Here is a 25,738-nt window from a genome sequence, read left to right as displayed (position 1 = left end):
TCAACTCGCGCGCAGGAGCTCACGCGCCACGGAAAAACCCCAGCGGCCGAGGCCGAAGAGCCGCAACCGGCCGAGCACGTCGCGGTAGACGCGTGGCCGTTTGCCCGCGACGGTCCGCAAGAAACGCACGAAGTCCTTCGCCGACATCTCGTCGCGCAAGAGCGCGCCGTAGGCCTCGTCGCCCATGTCGGCGAGCGTCGCGAACGCCGTGTCGAGCAGATCGTTCAGCTCCCACGCGCGCGCGGGCTCCTTCGGCGGCGTCGCCATCAGCCACGCGAGCGCGCCCGTGCCCTTGTGGATCGGCGCGTCACCCGGCGAAACGCTCGCCCCTCTGCCCTCCGGCTGCTCCGCCGCGCGCGTGATCGACGCCGCCACGCCCTCGAACGATCGCAGCGCGCTGCCGAAGCCGCAGAACGTGAGCGGCGAGTGGCGCGCCGCCGCGTCGCCCACGAGCACCACCCTTTGACCGTGCGCGGGCCCCGGACCTAGCCTCGACCAGCCCGGGATGAACCCGAACGTCGGGCGAACCAGCCGGAAATCGCCGCGCTTGTAGGCGCTCATCTTCTCGAAGAAGCGCGCGTAGAGCGAGACCAGCGAGGCGCCGGGCGCGCCTCCGAGCGCGTAGTAGAAGAGGTAGACCGTCACCTCGCCGCTTTTGCCCGGGAACGCCTCCCAGATGTGCTGGCGGCCCTCCTCGACGCCCTCGGTCGTCGCCAGGATCTCGCCCACGTCGGGCCGGATCTGGTCCTCGGCCTCGCCCTCTTCCAGGCCCGAGAGCACGCCGCCCACGGTCGGACAAACCAGGTCCGCCGTCGCGAGCGGGCTCGACGCGCCGCGCGCGTCCACGAAGATCCGCGCCGACAGCGTCGCTCCCGCGCTCGTCGCGAGCGCCACGCCCGCCGGCCCCTCGCCGTGCGCCACGATCGCCTCTCGGTCGTGCAGCGCGACCCCACGCGCCTCCGCCAGCGCCCGCACCGCGGCGAGCAGCTTGCCCGCGTCCACCGCGTGATCGAGCACGCGTCGCACCGGGTACGTCCCGCCCCCGTGCCACCGACAAACCCCGTGGTCGTACCTCGCCACGACGAGCCGCTCGACCTCGTCCTCGCGGAGGAGCCCCGACGACACGAGCGGCGCGAGCTCCTTCGCCGAGCAGTTCCACTCGCGGTGCGCCTGCCCGATCCGCGCGCGATCGAACACCGCCACGGAGAGCCCACGCGCGGCGAGCAGCGGCGCCACGAGCAGCCAGAGCCCGCCGCCGGCGATCACCACGTCGTAGTCCGGCGTCGTGCCCTCGTCGGGGCGCGTGAGCTCGATCGTCGGCTGCCGCTCCGCGCGCGCCGCGCGTATCGCGTCGAGGTGCACGAGCCGCTCGCAGAGCTCCTCCCCGCCGGCCTCTCGCACCCGCCGGCGTGCCTCGTCGTTGCGCATCACGCGCGCTCCCCTTCACGCTTGCGGCTCGGGCGCGCGGCGGCGTCGACGAGGAATCGCACCTCGGGCAGCGGGGCGAGATCGAGCGGGCCTCCGCAGGCCTCGATGGCGAGCGACGGCCTCGGCGTGGGCGACACGAGCGCGCGGACGAGCAGCAGGAGCTTGCGCGCGAGCGGCACGTAGGCGCGGCTCGTCACCGAGTCGAAGCCCTTCTGCTCGACCACGCGCCCGATGTCCGAGTAGATCAGGCTCGCCGCGCGGATCGAGGCCCGGCAGTCGCGCGGCAGCATCTTGATGCCGAGGTCGGCGCGGGCGTAGAGCACCGACGCGTGGCAGAGCAGCCGCTCCACCACGGCGCCGAGCGCGGCGCTGAACACCGGCCGCGAGAGCCACTTCCCGACGTCGATCTCGGCCTCCTCGAGCCACGCGAGCGGCAGGTACACGCGGCCGTTTCGCGCGTCCTCGCCCACGTCGCGCGCGATGTTCGTGAGCTGCATGGCGACGCCGAGGTCACACGCGCGCGCGAGCGCCTGCGGGTCTCGCACGCCCATGAGCACGCTCATGATCACGCCGACCGTCGAGGCCACGCGCGCGCAGTACGCGTGCAGATCCGAGAGCGTCTCGTACCGCCGCCCCTCGGCGTCCCAGGAAAAACCCTCGATGAGCCCTTCCATCACCACGCGCGGCAGCTCGTGCTCGCGCGCCACGTCCGAGAACGCGCGGTCGACCGGCGAGTCGTGCGGCCTGCCCTCGTACGCCGCAGCGAGCCGCGCCGTGAGCGCCTCTACTGCGCCGGGCTCGCTCGCCTGATCCACCACGTCATCGGCCACGCGGCAGAACGCGTAGATCGGCAGCATCGGCACGCGCACCCGCTTCGGCAGGAGCAGCGACGCGGCGAAGAAGCTCTTCGAGCCCTTGCGCAAGAGCTCCCGACACGCGGCGAGGTCCTCGGCCGACGCCGCGTGTTCGTCCGTCGACGGGAGGAGCGGCGCGCCGAGGAGCATCGCTCTTTCAATGGAGCGAGGTCGCATCTGGCACCACCCTGTCGAGCACCCGCGCCGACGACAAAACGCCTGGCAAGCCTGCGCCCGGATGTGTCCCGGCGCCGACGATGTAGAGCCGCTCCACGTCCTCGCTCTCGTTGTGCGGACGGAAGAACGCGCTCTGCGTGAGCACCGGTTCCATCCCGAACGCTGCGCCGCGGAACGAGAGCAGCCGGTCCTGGAACTCCTGCGGGTGCGTCACCCGCGACGCCACGATCTCCTTGGCGAGCCCGGGCATCAGCGCCCCTTCGAGGTACTGCTCGACGCGCTTGCGGTACGGCTCCGCTTCCTTCTCCCAGTTCGTCCCGCTCGAGAGGTTCGGCACGGGCGAGAGCACGTAAAATGCGTCGCACCCCTCGGGCGCGAGCGCCGGATCCGTCGCCGTCGGCCGGTGCAGATAGAGGCTGAAGTCATCGGCCAGCACGTGCCTCTGAAAGATGTCCTCGAGCAGCCCCTGGTAGCGCGGGCCGAGGCAGATCGTGTGATGTGCGACGTCCTCGTATTTGCGCTTCGTCCCGAAGTACCAGACGAACAGCCCCATCGAATATCGTTGCTTCTCCAACCGCTCGTTCGTCCAGCGCTTGCGGACGTTCTCGTCGACGAGGTGCCTGTAGGTCCAGGCCGAATCCGCGTTCGACACCACCACCTCGGCCTCGATGCGCTCGCCGCTCTCGAGCTCCACGCCGCGCGCCCTCCGGCCCTGGAGGAGGATTCGTTTCACCTGCGCGCCGCAGCGCACCGTCCCCCCTTGGCCCTCGATGAGGTTCACGAGCCCCTTCACGAGCGCGCCCGTCCCGCCCATCGGGAAATGCACGCCCCATTTTCGCTCGAGGAACGCGATCAGCGTGTAGATCGAGGTCGTCGAGAACGGGTTCCCTCCGACGAGCAGCGGGTGGAAGCTCATCACCTGCCGCAGCCGATCGTCCTTCACGTGCTTGGCGACGAGGTTGTAGACCGAGCGATAACTCTCGAGCTTCACCATGTCGGGGACGATCCTCGCCATGTCCCACCACGATCCGAAGGGCACGTGAGCGAGCTCCTCGAAGCCCACCTTGAAGATCTCCTCGCTCGTGCGGATGAACCGCTCGTAACCCTCCACGTCCCCCGGGGCGAGGCGCTCGACCTCCTGGCGCATGGCCGCCGCGTCCCCCGTGTAGTCGAACGTCGCGCCGTCGTTGAACCGGATGCGGTAGAACGGGGTCACCGGCCGCATGTCGATGTCGTCGCTCATCCGGCGGCCCGCCAGCGTCCAGAGCTCCTCCAGCAGGAAAGGCGCCGTGATCACCGTCGGGCCCGCGTCGAACGTGAAGCCGTTGATCCGGTGGACGTACGCTCGACCGCCCGGGGCATCGAGCTTCTCCAGGACCGTGACGCGGTAACCGCGGGCGCCGAGCCGGACAGCCGCCGCCAGGCCACCGAATCCGCTGCCGATGACGATGGCATGAGGCTTGGGGGTTGAACGTTGCATGTGGACAGTATAAGGTCTGTACCAAGTTTGACAAAGGTTTCCCGTTGAGCCTCTACCGAATCCGCACCGTATCGGAACTGACAGGCGTGAGTTCTGCGACGCTCCGCGCCTGGGAGCGTCGTTACGGCGTCCCTGCGCCGTCGCGCACGCCCTCCGCTTACCGGCTCTACAGCGACGAGGACGTCGCGCTCATCGTCAAGATGCGCGACCTCGTGAAGTCCGGCATGGCGCCCGCCGAATCCGCCCGCTTGCTGCTCAGCGAGCCCGCGAGCGCCCCGCTCGCCGCGCCGACGCCGGGCGGCGTGGTCGCCGACATCGATCCCTTCATGGCGGCGAGTGATCGGATCGTCGAGGCCACGCGCCGCTTCGACCCCGACGCGCTCGAGGAGGAGGTGTCGAAGACCCTCACCCTCGGCACGGCGGTGGCGATCTTCGAGCGCACGATCGGCCCGGCGCTGCGCGAGATCGGCGACCTCTGGCACGCCGGCTCGATCACCGTCGCGCAGGAGCACCTCGCCTCGAACGTGCTCGGAGGCACGCTCATCCATCTCCTGCGCCTCGCGCAGCCGGCGGACGCGACGCGCCGCATCGCGCTCGCTTGTTTCGCCGACGAGGACCATGTCCTCGGCCTCTACGGCGTCGGCCTGCGCTTCGCCTCGTGGGGCTTCCGCACGCTCATGCTCGGCGCGCGCACGCCGCCGCCGGCCATCGCGCGGGTCGTCGACTCCTTGCAGCCCGACATCGTGGGCCTGAGCGTCACCATCCCCCCGCCGGCGCCGCGCGCGCGTGAGCTCGTCGACGCCTATGCCGACGCTTGTCGCGGGGCGGCGTGGCTCATCGGCGGCGACGGCGCCGAGCCCATGCGCGGCTGGATCGAGGACCGCGGCGGCATCTGCGTCGGCCGCGACCTCGCGGGCGCGCGGCAGACGATCGAGCGCGTCGTGGCGGCGCAGAAGCGTCGCCGCCCGCAGCGGGCGAGCGGCAAGGATTGAAGGGTTTTTCCGCTCCCTCTCCCGGCTGGGCGAGGGAGCGGGAGCGGACGGACTTTCAGCCTTCGACCTGCGAGCCGAGCAGCTCGAGGATCTTCTTGCGGTCGCTCGCGCCGAGCGCGCCCGAGCCGGCGAAGAGCACGCGCCCGTCCTTGCCGACGAGGATCACGTTGCTCACGCCCTTGCGAATGCCGTAAGCCTTCCGGAACGAGCCGTCCCAGTCGCAATAGATCGTGGTCTTCTGCTTCTTCGACTCCTCGCGGATGGCGTCCTTGACGAAGCCCTTGGCGGGCCACCAGTCGTAGCCGCTCACGTCGGCGACCGCGGCGAGCGCGACCTTCTGCTTGTATTTGTCGCCCTTCGCGAGCTTCGACAGGTCGTCCTTGAGCGGCTGGTTCTGCTTCGCCGAGTCCTTGTCCTCGTATACGATGAGGATCGGCTTGCCCTTCAGCGAGCTCATCTGCAGCGCCTTGCCGTCGGCGTCCTCGAGCCGCGCGTTCGGCAGCTCGGCGCCTTCCTTGGGCAGGGCGAGCGAGACGCCCGGCACGAGGGCGGCCGTGAGCGCCGCCGCCGAGATGAACTTCGAAGCTTTTCCCCTGGAACTCATCGCCGCTTCCTCCGCATCCCTCGCGTCACGTCGAGGTTGTACACTCTTTGTACAAGGTTAGACATAAAAGTCAACCTTTGTTTCGTGTTCATACGGACCCGCCGGGAGGGGTGTGGGGTCTCGGTCCTCGGGGTGGGGGCGCGCGGGGCCGGTCTTGACAGCGGCCGACCCGTGTAGAGATTGCATCGCGTCCGAACCCGAGCGGCGGGAGAGAATCGAGGACGATTCATCGCCCCTCGGGAGAGGTGCACGAGGCGGGCCCGGAGGCGTGGCTGCGGCGTGGGCATGGTTCGCCCCGTCGGCGGCGCCCTCGGGGCTCGCAGGGGCGGAGCCACGCCCCGTGAGGGCATACGGAGGCGACCATGTTGATGCGATTCGGGGACGTGAACAGGACCTTTGCCGCCATGGATGAGCTTCGCCGGAGAATGGACCGGCTGTTCGACGAGTACGATTCTCGAGGAAACGCCTGGCCGCGCTCGTCATTTTTCTTCGAGCCCTTCGAGGCCGGCCAGGCGTCGCGCACGGTCGCGACGTGGCCGCGCCTCTCCGTCCACGACAAGGGCGACGCGCTGGTGATCGCGGCCGACGTTCCCGGAATGAAAGAATCGGATCTGAAGCTGGAGATCGATCAGGACGTGCTCACGCTCTCCGGCGAGCGGAAGGCGGACGTCCCGGAGGGGTATGCGATCCACAAGCGGGAGCGCGCGCCCGTGAAATTCTCGCGCAGCGTGGCGCTGCCCTGCAAGGTCGACGCGGAGAAGGCGAGCGCGGCGCTGAAGGACGGCGTCCTCACGCTCACGTTGACCAAGGCGCCGGAGGCCCGGCCCCGGCAGATCGCCGTCAAGTCGGCGTCCTGAAATCGACCCTGGAAGGAGAAGGAGAGAGCAACCATGAACGCGCAGACCAGCCGTGACGAGCGCGAGAACCATTCCGAGAGCCTGGAGGCGCGGCGCGGCGTGGCGCCCGCGGTCGACGTCTACGAGAACAAGACCGAGCTCCTGATCATCGCGGACCTGCCCGGCGTGGGCCCCGATAGCATCGATGTCCGCCTCGACAAGAACGAGCTCACGATCTCAGGCAAACGGGCGAGCGCGCCGGAGGGCAATCCGCTCGCCGTCGAGGGCCGGCCGGGTGATTTCACGCGGACCTTCCTGGTCCCGCAGGGCATCGTGGCCGACGGCATCACCGCCGAGGTCGCGCAGGGCGTGCTCAAGGTCCGCCTGCCCAAGATCTCCGCGCAGAGGCCCCGGCAAATCGCGGTGAAGGCGAGCTGATCCCGACGATTGGCTTCCGCTCGGCGGGGCCATGGGCGTAGTCTCGCCCGTATGCGCCGCCGCCTCTCCCGCCTCGCCCTCCTCGTCCTCGCTCAGGCCCTCGCGAGCTGCGGCCCGGGGCCGACGATCGTCACGGGCCCGCAATCCGCGGCGTTCGGCGGCGCGGCCGGCGAGCAGGAGGCGACGCTCGGGGACCTGCCGGTCGTCCCCGTGCGCTGGGAGGTGATCCCGGCGGCGCCGCTCGAGGTCGCGGGGGGCGATCGGGGCGGCGCGCCCGTCTCGCTCACCTCGCCCGACGGCGTCGGCCTCGTGATCGAGTCGCTCGACGTCGCGGCGGCCGTCCTCGACCCGCTCGCCTTCACCGAGCTGCATTTCGTCTTCAAGAACCCCGAGCCCCGCACGATCGAGGGGCGGTTCGAGCTCGTCCTGCCGCCCGGGGCCACGATCAGCCGGTTCGCCATGAAAAACGCGGACGGCTGGAAGGAGGGCGAGGTCGTCGAGCTCCAGGCGGCGCGTGTCGCCTACGAGGATTTCCTCCACCGCAAGGCCGACCCCGCGCTGCTCGAGAAGCAGGCCGGCAACCGCTTCCAGGCCCGGGTGTTCCCCATTCCGGCCTCGGGCGAAAAGGAGATCATCGTCTCCTATTCGCAGTCGCTCGCCTCGCGCGCCGATCCCTATCGCGCCCATCTCCGGGGCCTGCCGCGCCTGGGCAAGTTCGACATGCGCGTCATCGAACGCCGACGTGGGGACAAGGGCGAGCCGGTGCGCCGCATGCACGCCTTCAAGCAGGCGAATTTCGCGCCAGACCGTGATTTCGTGCTCCCGCTCGGCGCGAGCGCGTCCGCCGTGGGCCTGCGTCACGAGGAGCTCGCCGTCGCGCGGGTCACGCCCGTCGCCGAGAATCGCCCCGAGCCGGTGCGGAACCTGCTCGTCCTTCTGGACACGAGCGCCTCGCGCGCGCTCGACCTGGAGGCGCAGGCCGAGCGCCTCGCCGCGCTGCTCGCCGCCCTCCCGGACGAGATGGGCAGCGACATGCCCATTGCGGTCGCTTGCTTCGATCAAGCGCTCGAACCCGTGTACATGGGGCCGAGGAGGGGGTTTGGTCGCAAGGAGATCGAGGCCATTCTGCGGCGCAAGGCGCTCGGCGCCTCCGACCTCGGGCTCGCGCTCGGGAGCGCGGCGGGGTACGTGAAGAAGCAGGGCGGGAAATTCACGCGGGCCTTGCTCCTCACGGACGGCATTCCCACGGCCGGGCCCACGAAGGCGGCCGACCTCGCGGCGGAGCTCGGGCGCCTGAAGGACGCGGGCATTCGTCGGCTCGACGCCCTCGTGGCGGGCGGCATTCGTGACGAGGCGCTGCTGCACGGGCTCACGACGGGCACCTTCCCGCAGGACGGCGTGGTCCTCGACGCGGCCGAGAGCCCACAAAAGCTCGCCGAGCGCCTCGGCCGCGCCACCGTCTCGGGGCTCCGGGTGCACGTCCCCGGCGCGAAATGGGTGTACCCGGAAAAACTCGACGGCGTGCAGCCCGGCGACGAGGCGCTCGTCTTTGCGGAGATCCCGCCGAGCGCGCCCTTCGAGGTCGAGGTGAAGGGGCCCTCCGGGACGGCGCGGACGAAGATCCAGACCGATTTCGCCGAGCGCCCGCTGCTCGAACGCGCGGCGACGCGGGCGAACATCGAGCGCCTCTCGCGCGAGATGGACGCGGCCACGGACGAGGGGAGGCGCGAGGCGCTCCGGCGCGAGATCATCTCGCTCTCCACGCGGTTCCGGGTGCTCTCCGATCTCACGGCGCTGCTCGTCCTGGAGACGGAGGACGATTACGCTCGTTTTGGCATCGACCGGACCGCGCTCGCGGACATCCTCGTGGTCGGTCGCTCGGGCGTCGAGCTCATGCAACGCAAAGGCGGCCCGGTGACCATTGCGACGAGCCCGGCCGACGGCGCGGAGGACACGAAGACCGTCGCCAGGAACGGGGACGAAAAGGAGCGGAAAAAGAAGGACACGGGCGGCGCACCTTCGCCGCCGGCCGCGGCGCCCGTGGCCGAAGCGGAGCCGCCGCCGCCGCCACCTCCTCCTCCGCCATCGGAGACGCTCTCGCGCGAAGCGCTCAAAGAGGAGGCGGCACCCGAGCCTGCCCAGCAAGCCCCGGCCGCAGAGGCGCGCCCCGCGCCGAGCCCGCCCCGCGCCGCCGCGAAGCCCGCCCCCGCGGCGACGGCGACCGCGGGCGCGGCCCGTCCGGGCAGCCGCAATCATGCCGTCCCGCTCACGGATCCCCGGGGAAATGGCTCGGCAGGCGCCGCCTCGCCATCGTGGCGACCGCCGCCCGAGCGAAGGCCGCCGCCGCCGCCTCGCGACGAATTCGAGGAGGACGACGACGCGACGGATAAGGGCGTCGCCCCGTACGAAGGCAAATTCGCCGACGTGATGAACCTCGTCCAGGCGAAAAAACACACCGAAGCGCTGGCCATGGCCGCCGCGTGGCATAAGGACGAGCCGGGAGACGCGCTCGCGCTCGTCGCGCTCGGTGAGGCCTTCGAGGGGCTCGGCGACCTCGGGCAGGCCGCGCGCGCGTATGGCTCGATCATCGACCTCTTCCCGTCCCGCGCCGACCTGCGCAGGTTCGCCGGCGCGCGGCTCGAGCGGATCGGCAATCGCGAAGGCGGCGTCCCCTTCCTCGTCGTCGACAACTACGAAAAGGCCGTCGCGTCGCGGCCCGATCACCCCTCGGGGCACAGGCTCCTCGCGTTTGCCCTGGCGCGCGCCGGCCAGTTTGTCGAGGCGTTCGAGGTGATCACCGAGGCCTTCCTGCGTCGCTATCCGAGCGGCCGATTCGCCGGCGTCCGCCGCGTCCTCGCCGACGACGTCGGCATCCTCGCGGCCGCGCTCATCCGCGCCAAACCCGAGCGCCGCGCCGCGGTGGAAAAGACCCTGCGCGAGCTCGGCGTCCCCCTCGCGACGCGCGCCTCGCTCCGGTTCGTCCTCACGTGGGAGACGGACGCGAACGACGTCGATTTCCACATCCGCGACGGTCGCCGCGGGCACGCCTATTACAGCAGGAGGAAGCTCCGCTCCGGCGGCGAGCTCTTCGCCGACGTCACGACGGGATACGGCCCCGAGTGCTTCGCCATCGACGGCCGCGCCGCGGCCTACCCGTACAAGCTGCAGGCACATTATTACTCGAAGGGCCCGATGGGGTACGGCATGGGCAAGCTGCAGATCGTCGAGCACGACGGCAATGGCGAGCTCCGGATGGAGGAGCGGCCCTTCGTGGTCATGACCGACCGGGCGTTCGTGGATCTCGGCGTCGTCAACGGGAAGCTCCCGGCGCCTCCGCGTTGAAATCGGCAGGTACACGGTTTGTCAGGGCAGATGGTTGCGACGGCGCTCGGGTGTCGGATCAGAGGAGCGTTCGAATCAGCTCGTCGAGCGAGCCTTTGCCGGCCACGAACGCGCGCCGGAGCCGCTCCGCCGGCTTCACGTCCGGTGTCCTCCCGCAGGCGACCTGGGCCTCGACGAGCAGCCGCTTCTCGGCGGTCGTGAACCGGCCGTCGATGATCGCCGCCGAGAGCAGGACCTGCAGCGCCATTCGTTGCTCCTCGGGCGGGAGGCGCGGCAAGGCCTCGAGGAAAACTCGCGAATCGTCGATCCCCTCGGGCAGCGGATCGGGGACGCGCCGCACGACCTCGACGAGCACCGCGTGGAGGTTCGGGTGCAGGTCCTCCGTGCGCACGATCGAGCTCGCCACGGCGCGCACGAGCGCGAGGCGCCCCTCGGGCGAGGGCGCTACACCCTGATCGAAGATCGCGCGCACGAGCTCCCGCGCGGCCGAGGGCCCCATGACGCGGATCTTCGCCTCCCGCAGCACGATCCAGCAAACGAACCCATTCCACGCCGCCGTGCCGGGCACCGCGACGAAAGGCAACCACGTGCGCACGAGCGCGCGGCCCGCGAGGCGCCGGACGAGCACCTTCACCGCGAAATTGGTGACGCTCACCTTCACCTTGTAGAGCAAGGACGCGATCGCCAATTTGAGCTTCGACGCCTCGCGCCGCGGATCGACCCCGAACACGCGGTCCGTCGGGTTCGGCAATTCGAGCGCCGCGCGCGCGAGCGCGAGCGCCACGGCCGCGCCGTCCCCGCTCGCCTCGGTCGCGAAGGGATCGAGCCCCGCGGCGCGGGAGAGCCGGTGCACGGCGCGCAAGGAATCCCAGTAAAGAAACAGGATCTCGGCCACGGCCGAGGCGATCGTCACGCCGCCGACGAGCGCCCAGTATCGCGCCGCCGCGCCTGCGCTCTGGTGCTCGGCGCCGAAGAGCCGCTCGGCGAGCACCTCCGCGCCGGCCGCGAGCGCCGCGCTCACGGCGCCCGCGAGGCTCGCGCGGATCACGGCGCCGCGCACCACGGCCGAGAGCTGCCGCCGCTCCTCGGCGTTGAGCACGGTGATGGCGTCCTCGGCGGCGACGCGCGGCGCCGTGGCCGAGAGGCGGCGGAAATACAGCACGCCGAGCCGCTCGAGGATCGGCGTTTTCGTCTCTGCTCGGGCCGCCGGCTCCGTCCCGCTCGCGCTGACCATGCGATCCGCGACGATACACGAATTGGCCCTTGACGTGCGGCGGATCTTTGCGTTTGCTCATCCGACCTCGAAAGGAGAGACCGCGTGGGCGTCGTGACGTTCGACAGGAACGGGGAGAAGGTGAATCTCGGCGCGATCGGCGCGTCACCGCCCGGCGGGGTGACGCGCGACGAGGCGGCGCGGGAGCTCGAGTCGCTCGGCGAGGAGCTCTTCGCGCTGCAGGATCTCCTGTGGGGCGCGCGCACGCATTCGGTGCTCGTCGTGCTGCAGGGGCGGGACGCGGCGGGCAAGGACGGCGCGATCAAGCACGTCGTGGGCCACTTGAATCCCCGCGGCGTGCACGTCACCTCGTTCGGCGTGCCCACCGAGGAGGAGCGCGAGCACGATTTCCTCTGGCGCGTCCACCGCCACGCGCCGCGGAAGGGCGAGTTCGCGATCTTCAACCGCTCCCATTACGAGGACGTTCTCGTCGTGCGTATCCACGACCTCGTCCCCCGCGAGATCTGGGGCGAGCGGTTCGGCCACATCCGCGACTTCGAGGAGCTGCTCTCGGAGCACGGCACCATCGTGCTGAAGTTTTTCCTGCACATCAGCAAAGACGAGCAGAAGAAGCGCCTCCTCGAGCGCGAGGAGGACCCGCGCACGGCGTGGAAGCTCAACCCGGGCGACTGGGAGGAGCGCGAGAAATGGGGCGAATACACCGATGCGTACGAGGACGCCATCTCGCGCACCGCGACGAAGCGCGCGCCGTGGACGATCGTGCCCGCGGACGCGAAATGGTACCGGAACCTCGTCATCGCCCGCGAGCTCGTGCAGACGCTCCGGCCCTACAAGAAGATCTGGCAGGACAAACTCGACCAGGTCGGCAAACAGCGGAAGGCCGAGCTCGACGCTTATCGAGCCCGCAAATCCTGAGCCCGGGGCGCTTGCCATGCGAACGATGATCCTCTGCTCGGCTTGCCGGCGGCACGTCTTTTCGTCCGAGCCCGCGTGTCCCTTCTGCGGGCTCGTCTTCTCCGCCGCGGCGCGTGAGCCGTCTCCGCCCTCGGCCCGCCCCGAGATGTCGCGCGCGCAGCGTTATGCGCTCGGCGCCGCGATGGCCCTCACGTTCGCGGGGACGGCCTGCAAGACGGAGGAGGCGCCTCCGGTCGAGCCCGAATCCGCCGAAAATGCCACGGCGAGCGCCGCTCCCCCGGCTCCGCCCGAACCCCCGAAGAGGCCTTCACCGCCCGAGGACCTGGCGCGCGACGCCCCGCCGCCCCCGAGCCCCTTCCTCGTCGGGGCCCCTCCGAGCGACCCGCCCTTGCCAGAGCTCCCCGAGCGCGTGGACGCCGCCCCCGTGGACGCCGGCGTCGCGGACGCAGGAAAAACCATCGTTCGAAAGCCGCCTCCGCCGCCTCCGCCTCCGCCGCCCCTCGACGACGATCCCAAGGGCTGGAAGCCGCATCGCCAATGCGTCCGCAATTCGAACGGGCAGATGGTTTGTCCGCCCTACGGCTGCGTTTTTCCCGACGAAGCCTGCGACATCCTGCAGGTTTGACCGCGGCTCAGGCCCGCGGCTTCGCGAACAGATCGCGGATGAAATCGAGCATCGTGAGGTTCTTGTAATCCCGGAACTCGCCCGCGTCGAAATAGGCGCCGCCGCAGGTCGAGCAGGTCTCGTACCAGAGGTGCGGCTGCGCCGGATCGACCATGCGCACCATCGGATTGCCGTCGCGCGGGCAACGCACGTACGGGATCGTGTTGTTCTTCCGCCCGGTCTTCGGGTCGCCCGAGTCGATGATCTCCGAGCCCCGCTTCGACTTGAGCCGCTCGTTCTCGCGGCTGTCGAACCAGAGGCCCTTGCAGGCCGTGCAACGATCGACCTCGACGTCCTCGAACAACACGATCTCCATCGTTGCTCGGCATTTGGGACAGTTCACGATTGCCTTCCTCTCCGGCGCGCCGCTTTGAAGCCGATGGCGGCCAGGGCCACGAAAAGAGCGCCCACCTCGCCGCCCCCGACCCCTCGGGCGAGGCCACAAGCACAATCCCCCGAGGGCTCGGTCCCCGGGTCGCCCCCGGGCGGCGCGCCGCCGTCCCCCGGGCCCGCGCCGCCCGCGCCGTCGCAGGAGACGATATTGAGCGTCGTCCGCAAGAGGGGCCAGCGCGGCTCGCATTGTGTACGCGTCGCGCTGCCCGCGGGGCAGGGGAGCGGGCCGCAGAGGTCCGCGAGGCGCGAGGCCACGCCGAACGTCGAGCCCGCGGTCACGGACAAACCTACGGAGAACCCGTCGAGCGCCTCCTCGGTGCACGCATACACGCCCGCGTCCGCCCAGCGCAGGCACCGCGTATGCAATCGAGAGACCTGCTCGAAGGCCCATTCCGGCGCAGGCGAGCGCCAGATCCCGTCCTTCTCGCCGCCCACGACGAGCGCGCTTCCATCGGGCGAGAGCGAAAACCCGAGCAGGGCCCCCTCCCCGACGAAGAGCTCCTCCCACGTGGTCGCGCCGTCCGCCGAATGCAGGAGCCGCCCCGGTGCCCCGTCGAGACGCACGTAAAGTTTGTCCGGGTTTGAAGGATCCGCCGCGCCGATGTATGGCGCGTGCGCCTCGTCGCCGCCGGGTACGGCCGTGATGGCGTGCGTCTTCCCGCCGTCCGCCGAGCGCAACACGACGCCCCTCGGCAAAGGCCCGCCGAGGACGCCGCTCACGTACACGATCGCCGGATCCGGCGTGAGATCCACCGTGAGCCCGCGCAGGTTGTCCGGGAAAACGGCCTCGGCGTCCGTGAACGACAGGCCGCCGTCCTCGGTCCAGAAGAGCCGCGTATCGAAGCCCGCGCCGACGGGCGAGGAGGTGAGCACCACCGCGCGGGCCGGGTTTTTCTTGTCCACCGCGAGGTCGGCGACGAGCCGGCCTTCGAGGGCGCCTGCGCGCGAGAAGCCACAGCCGTCGGGCGTCGAGACCGAGAGCCCGTCGGGCAAACCCACGAGGAGCGCGCCGCCCGCGGCAATGCCGATCGGCGGGTCCCAGATCCCCGCGAACGACATGGCCTCCTCGCAGACCCACGACCAGCGCTCGCCCGCGTCCGTGCTCACGACGAGCCCGTACGTCGCCCGCAGGACCACGTGCGCCGGATCCGCCGGATCGACCTCGACGTGCCCGGCCGAAGGGAATCGGCCATTTGCCTGCGCCGTCCCCGACGCGAGGGCGAGGGCCGTGACGAGGGCGATCGCGAGGGCTCCGAGGCGCCTCATGGCAAGCAATGTCCCTGCTCGCAGTAGGTGTCGGGCACGCAATCGAGGTGCGTGAGGCAATGCCCGCCCTCGGGGCATTTCGTGGCGCACGGGCCGCCGCAATCCGGGTCGGTCTCGCCCCCGTTCTGGTAGCCGTCGGTGCAGGTGGGCGAGCACGTGAGCTTCTGCGGGTCGCAGAGGCCACCCTTGCAATCGGCGTCGACGAGGCACGGGGAGAGCGGCGGGCATTTCACGTCGCAGGAGCCGCCGCAGTCGTAAAACGCCTCGTCGCCGTTGTGCTGGCCGTCGAAGCAGGACGGCGCGGCGCAGACGGCGCTGCCCGAAGGGCCCTCGCAGACCTGGCTCGCGCAATCCTCGGCGCCCTCGCAAGGCTCGCCCGGCGGGCACCCCTCCGGACAAACCGCGCCGCAGTCGACGCCCGCCTCCGCGCCGTTTTTCACGCCGTCCGCGCAGGTGGGCGCCGCGCACGCTCCCTGCACGCAGGACGCGCTCTCGCAATCGATCCCGTCCACGCAAGCGCCGCCCAGCCCGCATTTCGGGCAGGCCGCTCCTCCACAATCGACGTCCGTCTCCTCGCCGTTCTTTTCGCCGTCCGCGCAGGTGGGCGCCGCCGCGCAGAGGCCGTCCGCGCAAAACGACGACTCGCAATCCCCGTCGACCTCGCAACCCGCGCCGAGCGGGCACGTCTCGCAGTCCGGCCCGCCGCAATCGTTGCCCGTCTCCTCGCCGTTTTTCACCCCGTCCGTGCACGTCGCCGCGCACAGGCCGCCGACGCAGAGCCCGCCCACGCAATCGCCGTCCCCGCCGCAGCCCGCGCCCGGTCCGCAGTCCGCCACGCACGAGCCGCCGCAATCGACGTCCGTCTCGTCGCCGTTCTCGATCGCGTCGCCGCACGTCGCCGGGACGCACGTTCGATCCGGCCCGCATTTCCTGCTCGCGCAATGCACGTTCGCCGTGCATTCCACGCAATGACCTTTCCCGTCACACGCGGCCCCCGCGCCCTCGTCGCAGGGCGCGCCGATCGGCTGGTTGTCGAAGCCGCAGCGCCCGTCCGGAAAGCAGCGCGGCTCGCCGCACGCCGAGAGGACCCCCGGGCAATCCGCGTCGCTCGTGCAGGGGGCGGCGCCGCCTTCGCCGCCCGCGCCCCCGACCCCGGACGAGGCCGACGACGAAGCGGACGACGCCTCGCCCTCGTGGATCTTTCTCTCGTCGATGTCGGTGATGAGGACGCAGGCCGCGAGGGGCGCGAGGAGCACGGGCGCGAGCTTTTGCGCCTCTCGAACGAACGAAACGAGGCGGCCCGGGGGGATCATCGATCCCCCCGAAACTACCACGACTTCACGTGGCGCCGCTCCTTGATCTCCTGCGCGAGCATCTCGACGAAGCTCGCGAGCGGCATCGCCTTCTGCTCCTTGATGCCGTACCTGCGCACGGTCACCGTCTGCTCCGCCTCTTCCTTGCCGCCCACGACGAGCAGGATCGGGATCTTCCGCGTCGCGCCCTCCTGGATCTTCTTGCCCATCGTGGCCGAGCTCGTGTCGAGCTCCACGCGCACGAGGTCCTCGCGCAGGAGCGCCTCGATCTTCTTGCCGTACGCGAGGAACTTGTCGCTCACGGGCACGACCACGACCTGCACGGGCGCGAGCCACGTCGGGAACGCGCCGCCGAAGTGCTCGATCAAGAACGCGATGAAGCGCTCGTGCGTGCCCATCGGCGCGCGGTGGATGCAGTACGGCGTCTTCTCCTTGCCGTCCTTGTCCGTGTAGGCGAGGCCGAAGCGCGGCGGGACCGCGAAATCGAGCTGGTTCGTGGAGAGCGTGAACTCGCGCCCCGTCACCGTGACGAACTGGAAGTCCACCTTCGGCCCGTAGAACGCCGCCTCGCCGGGCGAGACCTTGTAGTTCGCGCCCATCTCCTCGAGCGCCTCGGTCACGAGCCGCTCCGAGAGCGCCCAGTTCTCCGGATCGTCGACGTACTTGGAGCCGCGCTTCGGATCCGCCGGATCCCAGAGCGACAGGCGCATGAAGTAGTTCGTCAGTCCAAACAGCGCGTAGTAGCGCTCGTGGAGCTTCATGACCGCCTGGAACTCTTCCTTGAGCTGCTCCGGCGTCACGTAGATGTGCGCGTCGTTCATGGTCATGCCACGCACGCGCGTGAGGCCCTGGAGCGCGCCCGCGCGCTCGAAGCGGTAGACCGAGCCGTACTCGGTGTAGCGCAGCGGCAGATCGCGGTACGAGTGCTTCTCCGAGGCGAACACCATGTGGTGGTGCGGGCAGTTCATCGGCTTGAGGTAGTACGACTCCTCCGGCCCGCCCGCGCCGCGCCCCTCCTCGTCGAGGACCATCGGCGGGTACATGCCGTCCTCGTAGAGCGGGATGTGGCCCGAGGTCTCGAAGAGGCCACGCTTCGTGATGTGCGGCGTGGCGATCTTCTTGTAGCCCGCGCGGAACTCCATCTCGTGCGCGAGCTTCTCGATCTCGTGCCGGATCGCCGCGCCGTTCGGCAGCCAGAGCGGCAGGCCCTTGCCGATCTCGTCGCGGATCGCGTAGATGCGCAGCTCCTGGCCGAGCTTGCGGTGATCACGCTGCTTGGCCTGCTCCACGGCCGCGACGTACTCGTCGAGCTCCGCCTTCGTGTTGAAGGCGTAGCCGTAGATGCGCGTCATCATCGCGTTGCGCTCGTCGCCGCGCCAGTACGCGCCCGCGAGCGAGTGCAGCTTGAAGGCGTCGGCCGGGATGTCCTTCGTGTTCGAGACGTGCGGACCTTCGCACATGTCGACGAAGCCGCCGTTCGCGTAGAAGCTGATCTCCTTGTGGCCCTTCTTCGCCGCGAGCTCCCGCGCGTACTCGGCCTTGAAGGGCTCGCCCATCTGGCCCTCGATCCGCGCGAGGGCCGCGTCGAGCGGGAGATCCTCGTGCGAGAAGCTCTGCGCCGCCGCGATGATCTCGCGCATCTTCCCTTCGATGGCGGCGAGCTCCGCGTCGCTCACCGGCTTCGGCAGGATGAAGTCGTAGTAGAAGCCGTCGTCGATCGCCGGGCCGAACCCGAGCTTCGTCCCCGGGTAGAGCGTCTGGACCGCTTGCGCCATGACGTGAGCGAGCGAGTGGCGGATGCGAAACAGCTTCTCGTCCTGGGGTTTTTCTTCGATGACGGGCATGGCTCGGTTCTCTCGGTCGTGTGCAGAGCGGTTCGTTCGCCGGCCTTTGCCGCCTCGGGCGGGCCTGGCGAGGGGCGAAACGTGCGACACCGTCGCCCTGAAAGCAAGCGAGGTCGCCTGGCAGCGTGACGTGGCGGATCGGAAAAACGCCCGGGGGAGCGCAACGCGAGGTTGCCTCCGGGAGTCCGCCTCGCTACCTTCCGCGCGCTTTACGGCGCGGTGCGCCCCGGGCGCACATTTTCGAGGAGCAGTGAAGGCATGAGCGGCCACTCCAAATGGGCCACGATCAAGCGGAAGAAGGGCGCGCTCGACGCGAAGCGTGGCAAGCTCTTCACGAAGTTGATCAAGGAGATCACCGTCGCGGCCCGCATGGGCGGGGGCAACGTCGACGGCAACCCGCGCCTGCGCAAGGCGGTCACGGACGCGCGCAGCCAGGCGATGCCCGCCGACACGATCAAGCGGGCGATCCAGCGCGGCACCGGCGAGATCGAGGGCGTCAACTACGAGGAGATCGTCTACGAGGGCACGGGCCCCGGCGGCACGCTCTTCATCGTCGACGTGATGACGGACAACAAGAACCGCACCGTCGCCGAGGTCCGCAAGATCTTCGAGAAGAACAACGGCGTCATGAGCTCGTCGGGCTCGGCGGCGTGGGCCTTCGATCGCAAGGGCCTCATCACGCTGGCGAAGGAAGCCGCGACCGAGGACCAGCTCATGGAGATCGCCGTGGGCGCGGGCGCCGACGACTACACCGACCAGGGCGAGGAGTGGCAGGTGACGTGCAGCGTCGAGCTCACGGATCCCGTCGTGAAGGCGCTCGAGGACGCGAAGATCGCGGTCAAGTCGAGCGGACCTGCGTACGTCCCCAAGAACAAGAAGCAGGTCGAGGGCCGTGACGCCGAGGTCTGCCTGAACCTCTTCGACGCGCTCGACGATCACGACGACGTGCAGAACGTCTACGCTGACTTCGACGTCTCCGAAGACGAGCTCGCTCGCATCGCGGGCTAGGCGCGCGTGGCCTTCGGGGGCCTTCCGCAGCGGAAGGTCCCCTCGTTTTTTGCGCGAGCGACATCCGGACTCGAACGAGCTCTGGAACGAGCCTGGGGAAGGACCGTCTTACGACGAACGCCTGCGTGATCGCGCAGGCCTCGATCGAACGGTTCCTGATACCCTCTGCCTTCGCATCGGAAGGAGACCCCATGGCCAACTTCAGCAAGCTCGTGCTTTCGGTCCTCGCGTTCCCTGCCTTGCTCCTCGCCTCTTCCCAGGCGCTCGCCGTCGAGACGCCTGCCGCGTGCGGCAAATTCGATTTCAACAAGAACGGCCTCGGCTGCGAGGTCCGCGTCGAGGGCGGCTGCGAAGCCGACTGCACGTCGCTCCGGTTCACCGCCGGCTGCGAGGGCGGCTGCACCGCGACGGCGAGCTCGATGTGCACCAATAACTGCGGCGAGGCCTGCATCGCCGAGTGTGATCCGTCGAAGCTCGATTGCATCCAGGGCTGCCACGACGAATGCGAGCAGCCGTTCATCGCCGATTGCCAGGCGAACTACCCGGACCGCGATTGCGTGACCGACGCGAAGGCGAGCTGCACCAGCCGTTGCCGCTCCCAGTGCCAGGTGCAGCCGAGCAACTGCATCGACCACTGCGACACCTGCTGCACCGGCGCGTGCACCGCGAACATCAACATGGACTGCGACCTCGCCTGCTACGCGAAGCTCGAAGGCGGCTGCAAAGTGCAGTGCCAGGAGCCCACGGGCGCGCTCTTCTGCAACGATCAGTACGTGGGCGCGAGCGACGTGAAGTCGTGCATCAACGCCCTCATCGCGCAGGGCCTCCAGGTCGACGTCTCGGCGCAGGCGCAGGGCGAGTGCACGATCACGCTCGGCGGCGCGGACTGCGCGGGCTCGGGCGAGGCCAGCGGGTTCGGCTGCTCGGCCTCGCCGAACCAGACCGAGTCGCCGTTCGCCGTCACGGGCATCGCGCTCGGGCTCGCGGCGATGGGCATCTCGGCCGCGCGGCGTCGCAACCGCAAGAACGGCTGATCACCCTCGCGAGAGGATCGAGAGGCGCTCGTGGTGCTCCGCGGGCGCCTCTGTTTTTCGAACGCTCAAGGCCTCCAGATCGGGAACTCGAACACGCCCCACGTGAAGAGCGCGTGCGCGAACATCGCCGGCGGCAGGCGATCCATACGCATCGCGAGCCGGCCCCACACGAGCGAATAGGCCACGCCCGCCGCGACGAGCAGCGGGTTCGGCCCCACGCGCGGATCACCGAGCAGGAACATCGTCGGCAGGTGCGCCACGCCAAACAGCGCCGCCTGCAGGAGCCACGCGCGCAACCACCCGAAGGGCGAGAGCAACACGCGCTGCACGAGGCCGCGCCAGACGAGCTCCTCCAGCGCCGCCACCACGAAGACCACGCCGCCGACGAGGTGCCGCCCCTCCGCCGCCGGATCACCGAGCGTCGCGTACACCTGCATGATCCACGCGGCCCGCGGCGAAGGCGGCGAGGTCACGAGCAGGTGCACGCCCGTCGCCACGCCGTACAGGACCGCCGCCACGACCGCGCCCACCGTCAGATCCCCGCCGCGTGGCCGGAGCTGCTCGTCGAGCTCGCCTCGCGCGCGCAGGCGCCACACCGTGAAGGCCGCGAGCGCCCCGTACACGAGCACGAGCGCGCCGAGCATGAAGGGCGTGCCCGCGGCTTCGTCCGAGAACGCGAACCCCACGGCGAGCGCGCTCGTGATCGTCACGCCGCCCGCGATGAAAAGCGCCTCTCGCTTCGACGTCGGCTCGCTGGACGTGTCCTCTTCGTCTTCGTCCGAAAGCTCGTCGTCGTCTGCCTCGCTCACCGACATCGCTCCGCCACACGATCGAGGATCCGATCCGCGAGCGAATGTTTCGACAGGACCCCGAGCGCCTCCGCGCCGCCCGCGGTCACGATCGTCGCCCGGTTGTCCTCGCGGCCGAACGAGTCCTTCGCGTGGTTCGCCACCACCATGTCCACGCACTTCGCCGCGAGTTTTCTGCGCGCGTAGGCTTCGATCCCCGCGTCGTCCGCGGTCTCCACGGCGAAACCCACGAGCACGGGCCGCGCGCCCTTGCGCGCCGCGCCGACCTCGGCGAGCAGATCCGGGTTCGGCACGAGCTCGAGCCGGAGCGGCTCGGCCGAACGTTTCCGCTTCGTCGCGCTCTGCTCCGCGGGCCGGTAATCGGCGACCGCCGCCGTCATGATCAGCGCGTCCGCGTGCTCGAGATCCGCGCCCATCACCTCCCTCAGCGCGGCCTGCATGTCGAGCGCGCTCCGCACGTCCACCCGCGTCACGCCCCTCGGCGTCGCGAGCGAGACCGGCCCCGACACGAGCGTCACCGACGCGCCCCGCGAAGCCGCGCGCTCCGCGATCGCGAAGCCCATCTTTCCCGTCGAGCGGTTGCCGAGGAACCGCACCGGATCGAGGTCCTCGACCGTCGGCCCCGCCGTCACCACGACCCGGATCCCCGCGAGATCCCGCGGCCCGATCGCCGCGCGTGCTGCTCGCGTGATCTCCGCGGGATCGGCCATCCGCCCCATGCCGTGTTCCCCCGAGGCCACCTCGCCGAAGACTGGCCCCACGAGCGACACGCGACCGTCCGCCGCGAGTGTCGCCACGTTACGCGCCGTCGCCGGGTGCTCCCACATGCGCGGATGCATCGCGGGCGCCGCGAGCACGGGCCCTCGCGCGCAGAGCACGAGCGCGGTCAGGAGATCGTCCGCGCGGCCCGCGGCGAGCCGCGCGATGAGGTCCGCCGTCGCCGGCACGATGAGCACGAGGTCCGCGGCGCGCGCGAGATCGACGTGTTTTTCCCCGGGGTAAGACGGGTCGAACATCTCCTCGTGCACCGGCTCGCCCGTGATGCCGGAGAGCGTCTGAGCTCCCACGAACGCGCGCGCCGATCGGGTCATGAGCGGGATCACCCGCGCCCCCGCTTTCTTGAGCAGCCGCGCGACCTCCACGGCCTTGTAGGCGGCGATGCTCCCGCTCACGGCGAGCACGATCGTGGGGGGGACGGACGTGGGCGAGGAGGCAGACACGGGGCCGGAAAGGTTGCACGAAATGGGGCGAGCGTACATGCCCCCCGCCGCGGTAGGCTCCGGCCGTGCCCGACGCGCCCGAAACTACGTTGAGTTCCGCTGATCCGAACGTCGTCGTGCGCGCGCGCAGGGACACGCTCGCGGCCGAGGCGGACGAGCTCGCCCGTCGCTCCGCGCGCCTCTCGGGCTTGCGGGGCCTGCTCTTCCTCGTGGCCCTCGGCTCCCTCGGGTACGGGTTTTTTCGGTCGTTGCCCATGATCGGCTGGGTGCTCGTCGCCCTCGGCTGGGCTGTCTTCATCGCCGTCGTCGCCGTGCACGGATCGCTCGTCAACCGCGAGACCGAGGTCCAGGCGCGGCTCGGGATCGTGGACCGCGCGCTCGCGCGCCTCGCCGGCACCTTGCCCGACGCGCTCCCGAGCGGCCCCGCGACGGATCCGCGTCATCCCTACGCGATCGACCTCGACGTCTTCGGCTCTGCCTCGGTCTTCCGCCTGCTCGACGAGACCCGCACCGCGCCTGGCACCGAGGCCCTCGCGCGCTGGCTCGCCGAGCGCGCCTCGCCCGCCGAGATCGCCGCGCGACAAGGCGCCGTCCGCGAGCTCGCCGGCCTCACGGCCTTCCGTGAAGACCTCGCCACGATCGGCGCCGCCGCGGGCACGCGGGGCCGCGCCACCGCGCCGCTCGTCGCGTGGGCCGAGGCCGAGCCCGTGCTCCGCGACGGGTTGTCTCGTACGCTCGTGCGGGCGGCGTTTGTCCTCGTGCCGCTCACCGTGGGCCTCTTTGCGCTCTCGCACGGGCTTGGAAATGCGCTCCCGCCGCTCCTCGGCCGGGCCTACCTCGCGCCGTTTGCCCTTCAGATCGTGGTCCTCTTCCTCCTCAGCGCGAAGATCCAGCCCGCGCTCGCGCAGGCCGCGTCGAAGGAGGCTCCGTTCGGGAGGTACCGCGACCTCTTCGCGCGTATCGAGGCCGAGGAGCTCCGCGCCCCGCGCCTCGTCGAGCTCCGCGCGGCCTTGCTCGGCGGAAGCGACGGCCCCTCGGCCTCGCGTGAGCTCGCCTCGTTCGAGCGCGTGCTCGGCTTCGTCGAGCTCCGGCACTCGGGGCTCGTGCACCTGCTCGCGAACGTCCTCCTGCTCTGGGACGTCTTCTGCATGGCCGCGCTCGAGCGGTTCCGCCTGCGCGCCGGGCGCCACGTGCGCGGCTGGTTCTCCGCGCTCGGCGACCTCGAGGCCCTCGCGAGCCTCGGCGCCTTCGCCTACGAGCACCCGGATTTTGCCTTCCCCGTGGTGGAGGAGGGCCCGCCGCGGTTCGTGGCCGAGCGGCTCGGGCACCCGCTGATCCCTGGCAAGACGCGGCGCGTGAACGACCTCGTGATCGACGGCCCCGGCTCCGGGATCCTCGTGACCGGTTCGAACATGAGCGGCAAGAGCACGTGGTTGCGCTCGATGGGCCTCGCGGCCGTGCTCGCGCAGGCGGGGGCGCCCGTCTGCGCGCGCAAGCTCCAGATGACGCCGCTCTCGGTGCGCACGAGCATGCGGATCAGCGACTCGCTCGAGCAGGGCGTGTCCCATTTTTATGCCGAGCTCGAGAAGCTCAAGTCCGTCGTCGACGCGGCGGACCGGGGCGAGCCCGTCTTTTTCCTCCTCGACGAGGTCCTGCACGGCACGAACTCGCGCGAGCGTCACATCGGCGCGCGCGCCGTCGTCGTCCACCTCCTCGACAAGGGCGCGATCGGCGCCGTCACCTCGCACGACCTCGCGCTCGCGGACCTCGAAGCGCAGACGGGCGGCCGGGTCACGAACGTGCATTTCCAGGAGCACGTCGAGGAGGGGAAGATGACCTTCGATTACGTGCTCCGGCCCGGCGTCGTCTCGACCACGAACGCGCTCCGGCTCATGCGCCTCGTGGGGATCAAGGTCGCGCTGCCCGAGGCTTGAGCCGCGCTGCCCGCGGAGTTGATCTGCGGGCCCCGAATTTCGTAGGATACACGTTCGCTTTTTCCTGCTCGGTCTCTGGGGCCTTTCCCCGAGGAGCTTCCTTCATGGTCCGCCGAAGACGAACCTACCTGCGCCTCGCCGCCGTGGGCCTCGTCTCGCTCTTCGCCTCCGCGCTCCCCTCCGCCTGCGCGCTCGACGTGTATGGTTCGTTCGATCCTGACGCGCCGTGTATCGTCGGCGTGTCCGCGCGTTGCTACACGGGCCCTGCCGCGACGGCCGGCGTTGGCCTCTGCGTCCCCGGCGCGGCTGTTTGTCGCATCGATCAGACGTTCGGCGCGTGTGTCGGCGAGGTCGTGCCCCAGGAAGAAAACTGCTTCACGCCCGAGGACGAGGATTGCGACGGCGAAGGCCGCGGCGACGACGAGTGCCTCTGCGATCCCGGCGCGACCCTGCCCTGCGAGACGGGCAAGCTCGGCGCGTGCGCCGCGGGCGTGCGCACCTGCGAGCCCGACGGCCTCTCGTTTGGCGCTTGTGTCCCCGAGGCCTCGCCCTCGGCGGAGGATTGCGCGACCGAGGGCGACGAGGATTGTGACGGCGTGGCCCCCGGGTGCGCGGGCGACGTCGAGCTCGGAGCGTCGCGCGGCGGCGACCTCTCGGACGTGGCCTTCGGGGTCGCGACGAACGGCCTCGTCCACGCGACGGCGGGCGTGCTCGACGGCGACGTGCAATTCCGGACCGTGAACTCCGGAAAGCTCTACGTCGACCGGCGCGTCGCGAGCCTCGCCATGACGTGGAGCCGGGAGTTCGCTGCCGAGGGCGGCCGCGCCGCGGCGCGTGGCGTCGCCGTCGCCGGAGACTCGGCGGACGTCATCGTCGCGGGTGATTTCCAGGGGTCGATGGATTTTGGCAATGGCAAGGTCCTCACGAGTGCTGCCAATGGCGTCGACGCCCTCGTCGTCGCGGTGGACGCGGCGGGCGGCGTGCGGTGGGCGAAGGCGTTCGGGGACGGAGATGTCCAGGCCGCGAACGCCGTCGCTGCCGGGCCCCACGACCGGATCGCCGTCGCGGGCGAGGTTGCGGGCACCGTCGATTTTGGCGGCGGCGCGCAGACATCGACCGGCGACGCCGATCTTTTCGTGGCCGTGCTCGATCCGGCGGGCGAACGTATCTGGAGCCGCCTCTATGGCGACGCCGCCGCGCAGCGGGCCCACGGCGTCGCGTTCGTGGACGGCGGCGACGTCGTCGTGGCGGGTGATTTCGACGGGCAGCTCGATCTCGGCGGTGGCGTCGTCCTCCCCGCGGGCGGCGGCGGCGACGCCTTCGTGGCGCGGCTCTCGGGCGTGGACACGAATGCGAAATGGGGCGTCGGCATCGGCGACGCGCAATCGCAGCACGCCTACGCCGTCGCGGTTGGCCCCTCGGGCGAGGTCGCGGTGACGGGGGCGTTCTCCGGCTCGATCGTGCTCTCCGGCGTGACGCTCACCAGCGCGACCTCGCTCGACGCATTCCTCCTCGTCTTCGAGCCGGACGGCGCGCTCCGGTTCGGCAAGAGCCTCGGCGACACGACGGGTGGTGATCAGATTGGCATGGGCGTCGCCTTCGACGCGGCGGGCAACGTGATCGTGACCGGCGGCTTCGACGGCTCCATCGATCTCGGCGCCGGCCCCGTCGTCTCCGCCGGATCCGCCGACGTGTTCATCGCGAAATACGCCGGCGCGGACGGCGCCCTCCTCTGGGCGAGGACCGACGGCGACGCCGAGGCGCAGCGCGGCTTCGGTGTCGTGGTTTTGCCCGATTCTCGCGCGCTCGTGACGGGCGCTTTTGCCGGGACGCTCGATTTTGGCCCGCCCCTCTCGCCGCTCGTGAGCAAGGGCGCGCTCGACGTCTTCGTGACGCGTTTTTCGCCCTGACGCCTCTTCCTCGCGGATCCGGATTTCCCGGCGATCGGCCCTT

The 25,738-nt window shown here is 70.3% G+C and carries 21 protein-coding genes; 10 read left to right on the top strand and 11 right to left on the bottom strand.

Annotated features, from left to right (window positions below; translation table 11 throughout):
• The 3 genes from GF068_RS20245 to GF068_RS20235 are packed head-to-tail and all read right to left on the bottom strand — an operon-like array spanning window position 1 to window position 3,939.
• The gene (locus GF068_RS20245; RefSeq protein WP_153821213.1) at window positions 1-1,428 is read right to left on the bottom strand and encodes a geranylgeranyl reductase family protein; all 1,428 of its coding nucleotides are present in this window, start codon (window positions 1,426-1,428) and stop codon (window positions 1-3) included.
• On the bottom strand, window positions 1,428-2,459 hold the full coding sequence (locus GF068_RS20240; protein ID WP_240807055.1) for a phytoene/squalene synthase family protein: 1,032 nt from the start codon (window positions 2,457-2,459) through the stop codon (window positions 1,428-1,430). Before GF068_RS20240 ends, GF068_RS20245 begins: the two co-directional genes overlap by 1 nt.
• The gene (locus tag GF068_RS20235) at window positions 2,440-3,939 is read right to left on the bottom strand and encodes a phytoene desaturase (protein ID WP_153821043.1); all 1,500 of its coding nucleotides are present in this window, start codon (window positions 3,937-3,939) and stop codon (window positions 2,440-2,442) included. Before GF068_RS20235 ends, GF068_RS20240 begins: the two co-directional genes overlap by 20 nt.
• On the opposite strand from GF068_RS20235, the gene GF068_RS20230 reads away from it, so the two are divergent.
• On the top strand, window positions 3,927-4,931 hold the full coding sequence (locus tag GF068_RS20230; protein WP_338046481.1) for a MerR family transcriptional regulator: 1,005 nt from the start codon (window positions 3,927-3,929) through the stop codon (window positions 4,929-4,931). The genes GF068_RS20235 and GF068_RS20230 overlap by 13 nt on opposite strands.
• A gap of 55 nt (window positions 4,932-4,986) precedes the next feature.
• Here the strand turns inward: GF068_RS20230 and GF068_RS20225 are convergent, their stop codons facing one another.
• Window positions 4,987-5,535 carry a YtfJ family protein gene (locus GF068_RS20225; RefSeq protein WP_153821041.1) on the bottom strand — a complete coding sequence of 183 codons (549 nt, stop codon included), beginning with the start codon at window positions 5,533-5,535 and terminating at the stop codon, window positions 4,987-4,989.
• 362 nt (window positions 5,536-5,897) lie between these two features.
• On the opposite strand from GF068_RS20225, the gene GF068_RS20220 reads away from it, so the two are divergent.
• From GF068_RS20220 to GF068_RS20210, 3 genes are read left to right on the top strand one after another with little or no spacing between them, the layout of a single operon-like run.
• The gene (locus GF068_RS20220) at window positions 5,898-6,392 is read left to right on the top strand and encodes an Hsp20/alpha crystallin family protein (protein WP_153821040.1); all 495 of its coding nucleotides are present in this window, start codon (window positions 5,898-5,900) and stop codon (window positions 6,390-6,392) included.
• Window positions 6,393-6,425: 33 nt separating this feature from the next.
• Window positions 6,426-6,809: an Hsp20/alpha crystallin family protein gene (locus GF068_RS20215; RefSeq protein WP_153821039.1), complete on the top strand. Its 384-nt coding sequence runs from the start codon at window positions 6,426-6,428 to the stop codon at window positions 6,807-6,809.
• Between the two features lie 51 nt (window positions 6,810-6,860).
• Window positions 6,861-10,151 carry a VIT domain-containing protein gene (locus GF068_RS20210; protein WP_153821038.1) on the top strand — a complete coding sequence of 1,097 codons (3,291 nt, stop codon included), beginning with the start codon at window positions 6,861-6,863 and terminating at the stop codon, window positions 10,149-10,151.
• 58 nt (window positions 10,152-10,209) lie between these two features.
• On the opposite strand, the gene GF068_RS20205 is transcribed toward GF068_RS20210, so the two are convergent.
• Window positions 10,210-11,385: an LBF_2804 family protein gene (locus GF068_RS20205; protein ID WP_153821037.1), complete on the bottom strand. Its 1,176-nt coding sequence runs from the start codon at window positions 11,383-11,385 to the stop codon at window positions 10,210-10,212.
• Between the two features lie 84 nt (window positions 11,386-11,469).
• On the opposite strand from GF068_RS20205, the gene GF068_RS20200 reads away from it, so the two are divergent.
• Together GF068_RS20200 and GF068_RS20195 are read left to right on the top strand one after the other, a co-directional pair.
• The gene (locus GF068_RS20200; protein ID WP_338046480.1) at window positions 11,470-12,300 is read left to right on the top strand and encodes a polyphosphate kinase 2 family protein; all 831 of its coding nucleotides are present in this window, start codon (window positions 11,470-11,472) and stop codon (window positions 12,298-12,300) included.
• A 16-nt stretch (window positions 12,301-12,316) separates the two neighbouring features.
• A complete protein-coding gene (locus tag GF068_RS20195; protein ID WP_153821036.1) occupies window positions 12,317-12,925 on the top strand; it encodes a hypothetical protein in 609 nt (202 codons plus the stop codon).
• Window positions 12,926-12,932: 7 nt separating this feature from the next.
• On the opposite strand, the gene GF068_RS45220 is transcribed toward GF068_RS20195, so the two are convergent.
• Genes GF068_RS45220 through thrS form a run of 4 tightly spaced genes read right to left on the bottom strand, consistent with a single transcriptional unit; the run spans window position 12,933 to window position 17,780 of the window.
• Complete coding sequence (locus GF068_RS45220; RefSeq protein ID WP_338046479.1) at window positions 12,933-13,307, bottom strand: zf-TFIIB domain-containing protein; 375 nt, start codon at window positions 13,305-13,307, stop codon at window positions 12,933-12,935.
• Window positions 13,304-14,623, bottom strand: coding sequence for a WD40/YVTN/BNR-like repeat-containing protein (locus GF068_RS45215; RefSeq protein ID WP_240807051.1), 1,320 nt, complete (start codon window positions 14,621-14,623; stop codon window positions 13,304-13,306). Before GF068_RS45215 ends, GF068_RS45220 begins: the two co-directional genes overlap by 4 nt.
• The gene (locus GF068_RS20185) at window positions 14,620-15,936 is read right to left on the bottom strand and encodes a hypothetical protein (RefSeq protein WP_153821034.1); all 1,317 of its coding nucleotides are present in this window, start codon (window positions 15,934-15,936) and stop codon (window positions 14,620-14,622) included. Before GF068_RS20185 ends, GF068_RS45215 begins: the two co-directional genes overlap by 4 nt.
• A 14-nt stretch (window positions 15,937-15,950) precedes the next feature.
• A complete protein-coding gene (thrS, locus tag GF068_RS20180) occupies window positions 15,951-17,780 on the bottom strand; it encodes a threonine--tRNA ligase (RefSeq protein WP_153821033.1) in 1,830 nt (609 codons plus the stop codon).
• A gap of 258 nt (window positions 17,781-18,038) precedes the next feature.
• Here thrS and GF068_RS20175 point away from each other — a divergent pair, with 258 nt between their 5' ends.
• On the top strand, window positions 18,039-18,788 hold the full coding sequence (locus GF068_RS20175; protein WP_153821032.1) for a YebC/PmpR family DNA-binding transcriptional regulator: 750 nt from the start codon (window positions 18,039-18,041) through the stop codon (window positions 18,786-18,788).
• Between the two features lie 191 nt (window positions 18,789-18,979).
• A complete protein-coding gene (locus GF068_RS20170; protein ID WP_153821031.1) occupies window positions 18,980-19,822 on the top strand; it encodes a hypothetical protein in 843 nt (280 codons plus the stop codon).
• A gap of 65 nt (window positions 19,823-19,887) precedes the next feature.
• Here the strand turns inward: GF068_RS20170 and GF068_RS47080 are convergent, their stop codons facing one another.
• On the bottom strand, window positions 19,888-20,637 hold the full coding sequence (locus GF068_RS47080; RefSeq protein ID WP_153821030.1) for a CPBP family intramembrane glutamic endopeptidase: 750 nt from the start codon (window positions 20,635-20,637) through the stop codon (window positions 19,888-19,890).
• Entirely contained in the window at window positions 20,628-21,851 is a 1,224-nt protein-coding gene (gene coaBC, locus GF068_RS20160; RefSeq protein WP_338046477.1) for a bifunctional phosphopantothenoylcysteine decarboxylase/phosphopantothenate--cysteine ligase CoaBC, read from the bottom strand. Before coaBC ends, GF068_RS47080 begins: the two co-directional genes overlap by 10 nt.
• A gap of 89 nt (window positions 21,852-21,940) precedes the next feature.
• Between coaBC and GF068_RS20155 the strand changes: the two genes are divergently transcribed.
• A complete protein-coding gene (locus GF068_RS20155; protein ID WP_153821028.1) occupies window positions 21,941-23,785 on the top strand; it encodes a MutS family DNA mismatch repair protein in 1,845 nt (614 codons plus the stop codon).
• Between the two features lie 104 nt (window positions 23,786-23,889).
• On the top strand, window positions 23,890-25,695 hold the full coding sequence (locus tag GF068_RS20150; protein ID WP_153821027.1) for a WD40 repeat domain-containing protein: 1,806 nt from the start codon (window positions 23,890-23,892) through the stop codon (window positions 25,693-25,695).
• Window positions 25,696-25,738 lie beyond the last annotated feature (43 nt).

Source organism: Polyangium spumosum (assembly GCF_009649845.1).
Taxonomy (GTDB): Bacteria; Myxococcota_A; Polyangia; order Polyangiales; family Polyangiaceae; genus Polyangium; species Polyangium spumosum.
Note: the sequence above shows the minus strand (reverse complement) of the source record. Positions and strands in the feature narration are given on the sequence as shown.

Excerpts from the sequence above, each read along its gene's own strand:
- GF068_RS20245 (WP_153821213.1), bottom strand. The coding sequence starts at position 1,428 with ATGCGCAACGACGAGGCACGCCGGCGGGTGCGAGAGGCCGGCGGGGAG.
- GF068_RS20240 (WP_240807055.1), bottom strand. The coding sequence starts at position 2,459 with ATGCGACCTCGCTCCATTGAAAGAGCGATGCTCCTCGGCGCGCCGCTC.
- GF068_RS20235 (WP_153821043.1), bottom strand. The coding sequence starts at position 3,939 with ATGCAACGTTCAACCCCCAAGCCTCATGCCATCGTCATCGGCAGCGGA.
- GF068_RS20225 (WP_153821041.1), bottom strand. The coding sequence starts at position 5,535 with ATGAGTTCCAGGGGAAAAGCTTCGAAGTTCATCTCGGCGGCGGCGCTC.
- GF068_RS20220 (WP_153821040.1), top strand. The coding sequence starts at position 5,898 with ATGTTGATGCGATTCGGGGACGTGAACAGGACCTTTGCCGCCATGGAT.
- GF068_RS20215 (WP_153821039.1), top strand. The coding sequence starts at position 6,426 with ATGAACGCGCAGACCAGCCGTGACGAGCGCGAGAACCATTCCGAGAGC.
- GF068_RS20210 (WP_153821038.1), top strand. The coding sequence starts at position 6,861 with ATGCGCCGCCGCCTCTCCCGCCTCGCCCTCCTCGTCCTCGCTCAGGCC.
- GF068_RS20205 (WP_153821037.1), bottom strand. The coding sequence starts at position 11,385 with ATGGTCAGCGCGAGCGGGACGGAGCCGGCGGCCCGAGCAGAGACGAAA.
- GF068_RS20195 (WP_153821036.1), top strand. The coding sequence starts at position 12,317 with ATGCGAACGATGATCCTCTGCTCGGCTTGCCGGCGGCACGTCTTTTCG.
- GF068_RS45215 (WP_240807051.1), bottom strand. The coding sequence starts at position 14,623 with ATGAGGCGCCTCGGAGCCCTCGCGATCGCCCTCGTCACGGCCCTCGCC.
- GF068_RS20185 (WP_153821034.1), bottom strand. The coding sequence starts at position 15,936 with ATGATCCCCCCGGGCCGCCTCGTTTCGTTCGTTCGAGAGGCGCAAAAG.
- thrS (WP_153821033.1), bottom strand. The coding sequence starts at position 17,780 with ATGCCCGTCATCGAAGAAAAACCCCAGGACGAGAAGCTGTTTCGCATC.
- GF068_RS20175 (WP_153821032.1), top strand. The coding sequence starts at position 18,039 with ATGAGCGGCCACTCCAAATGGGCCACGATCAAGCGGAAGAAGGGCGCG.
- GF068_RS20170 (WP_153821031.1), top strand. The coding sequence starts at position 18,980 with ATGGCCAACTTCAGCAAGCTCGTGCTTTCGGTCCTCGCGTTCCCTGCC.
- GF068_RS47080 (WP_153821030.1), bottom strand. The coding sequence starts at position 20,637 with ATGTCGGTGAGCGAGGCAGACGACGACGAGCTTTCGGACGAAGACGAA.
- GF068_RS20150 (WP_153821027.1), top strand. The coding sequence starts at position 23,890 with ATGGTCCGCCGAAGACGAACCTACCTGCGCCTCGCCGCCGTGGGCCTC.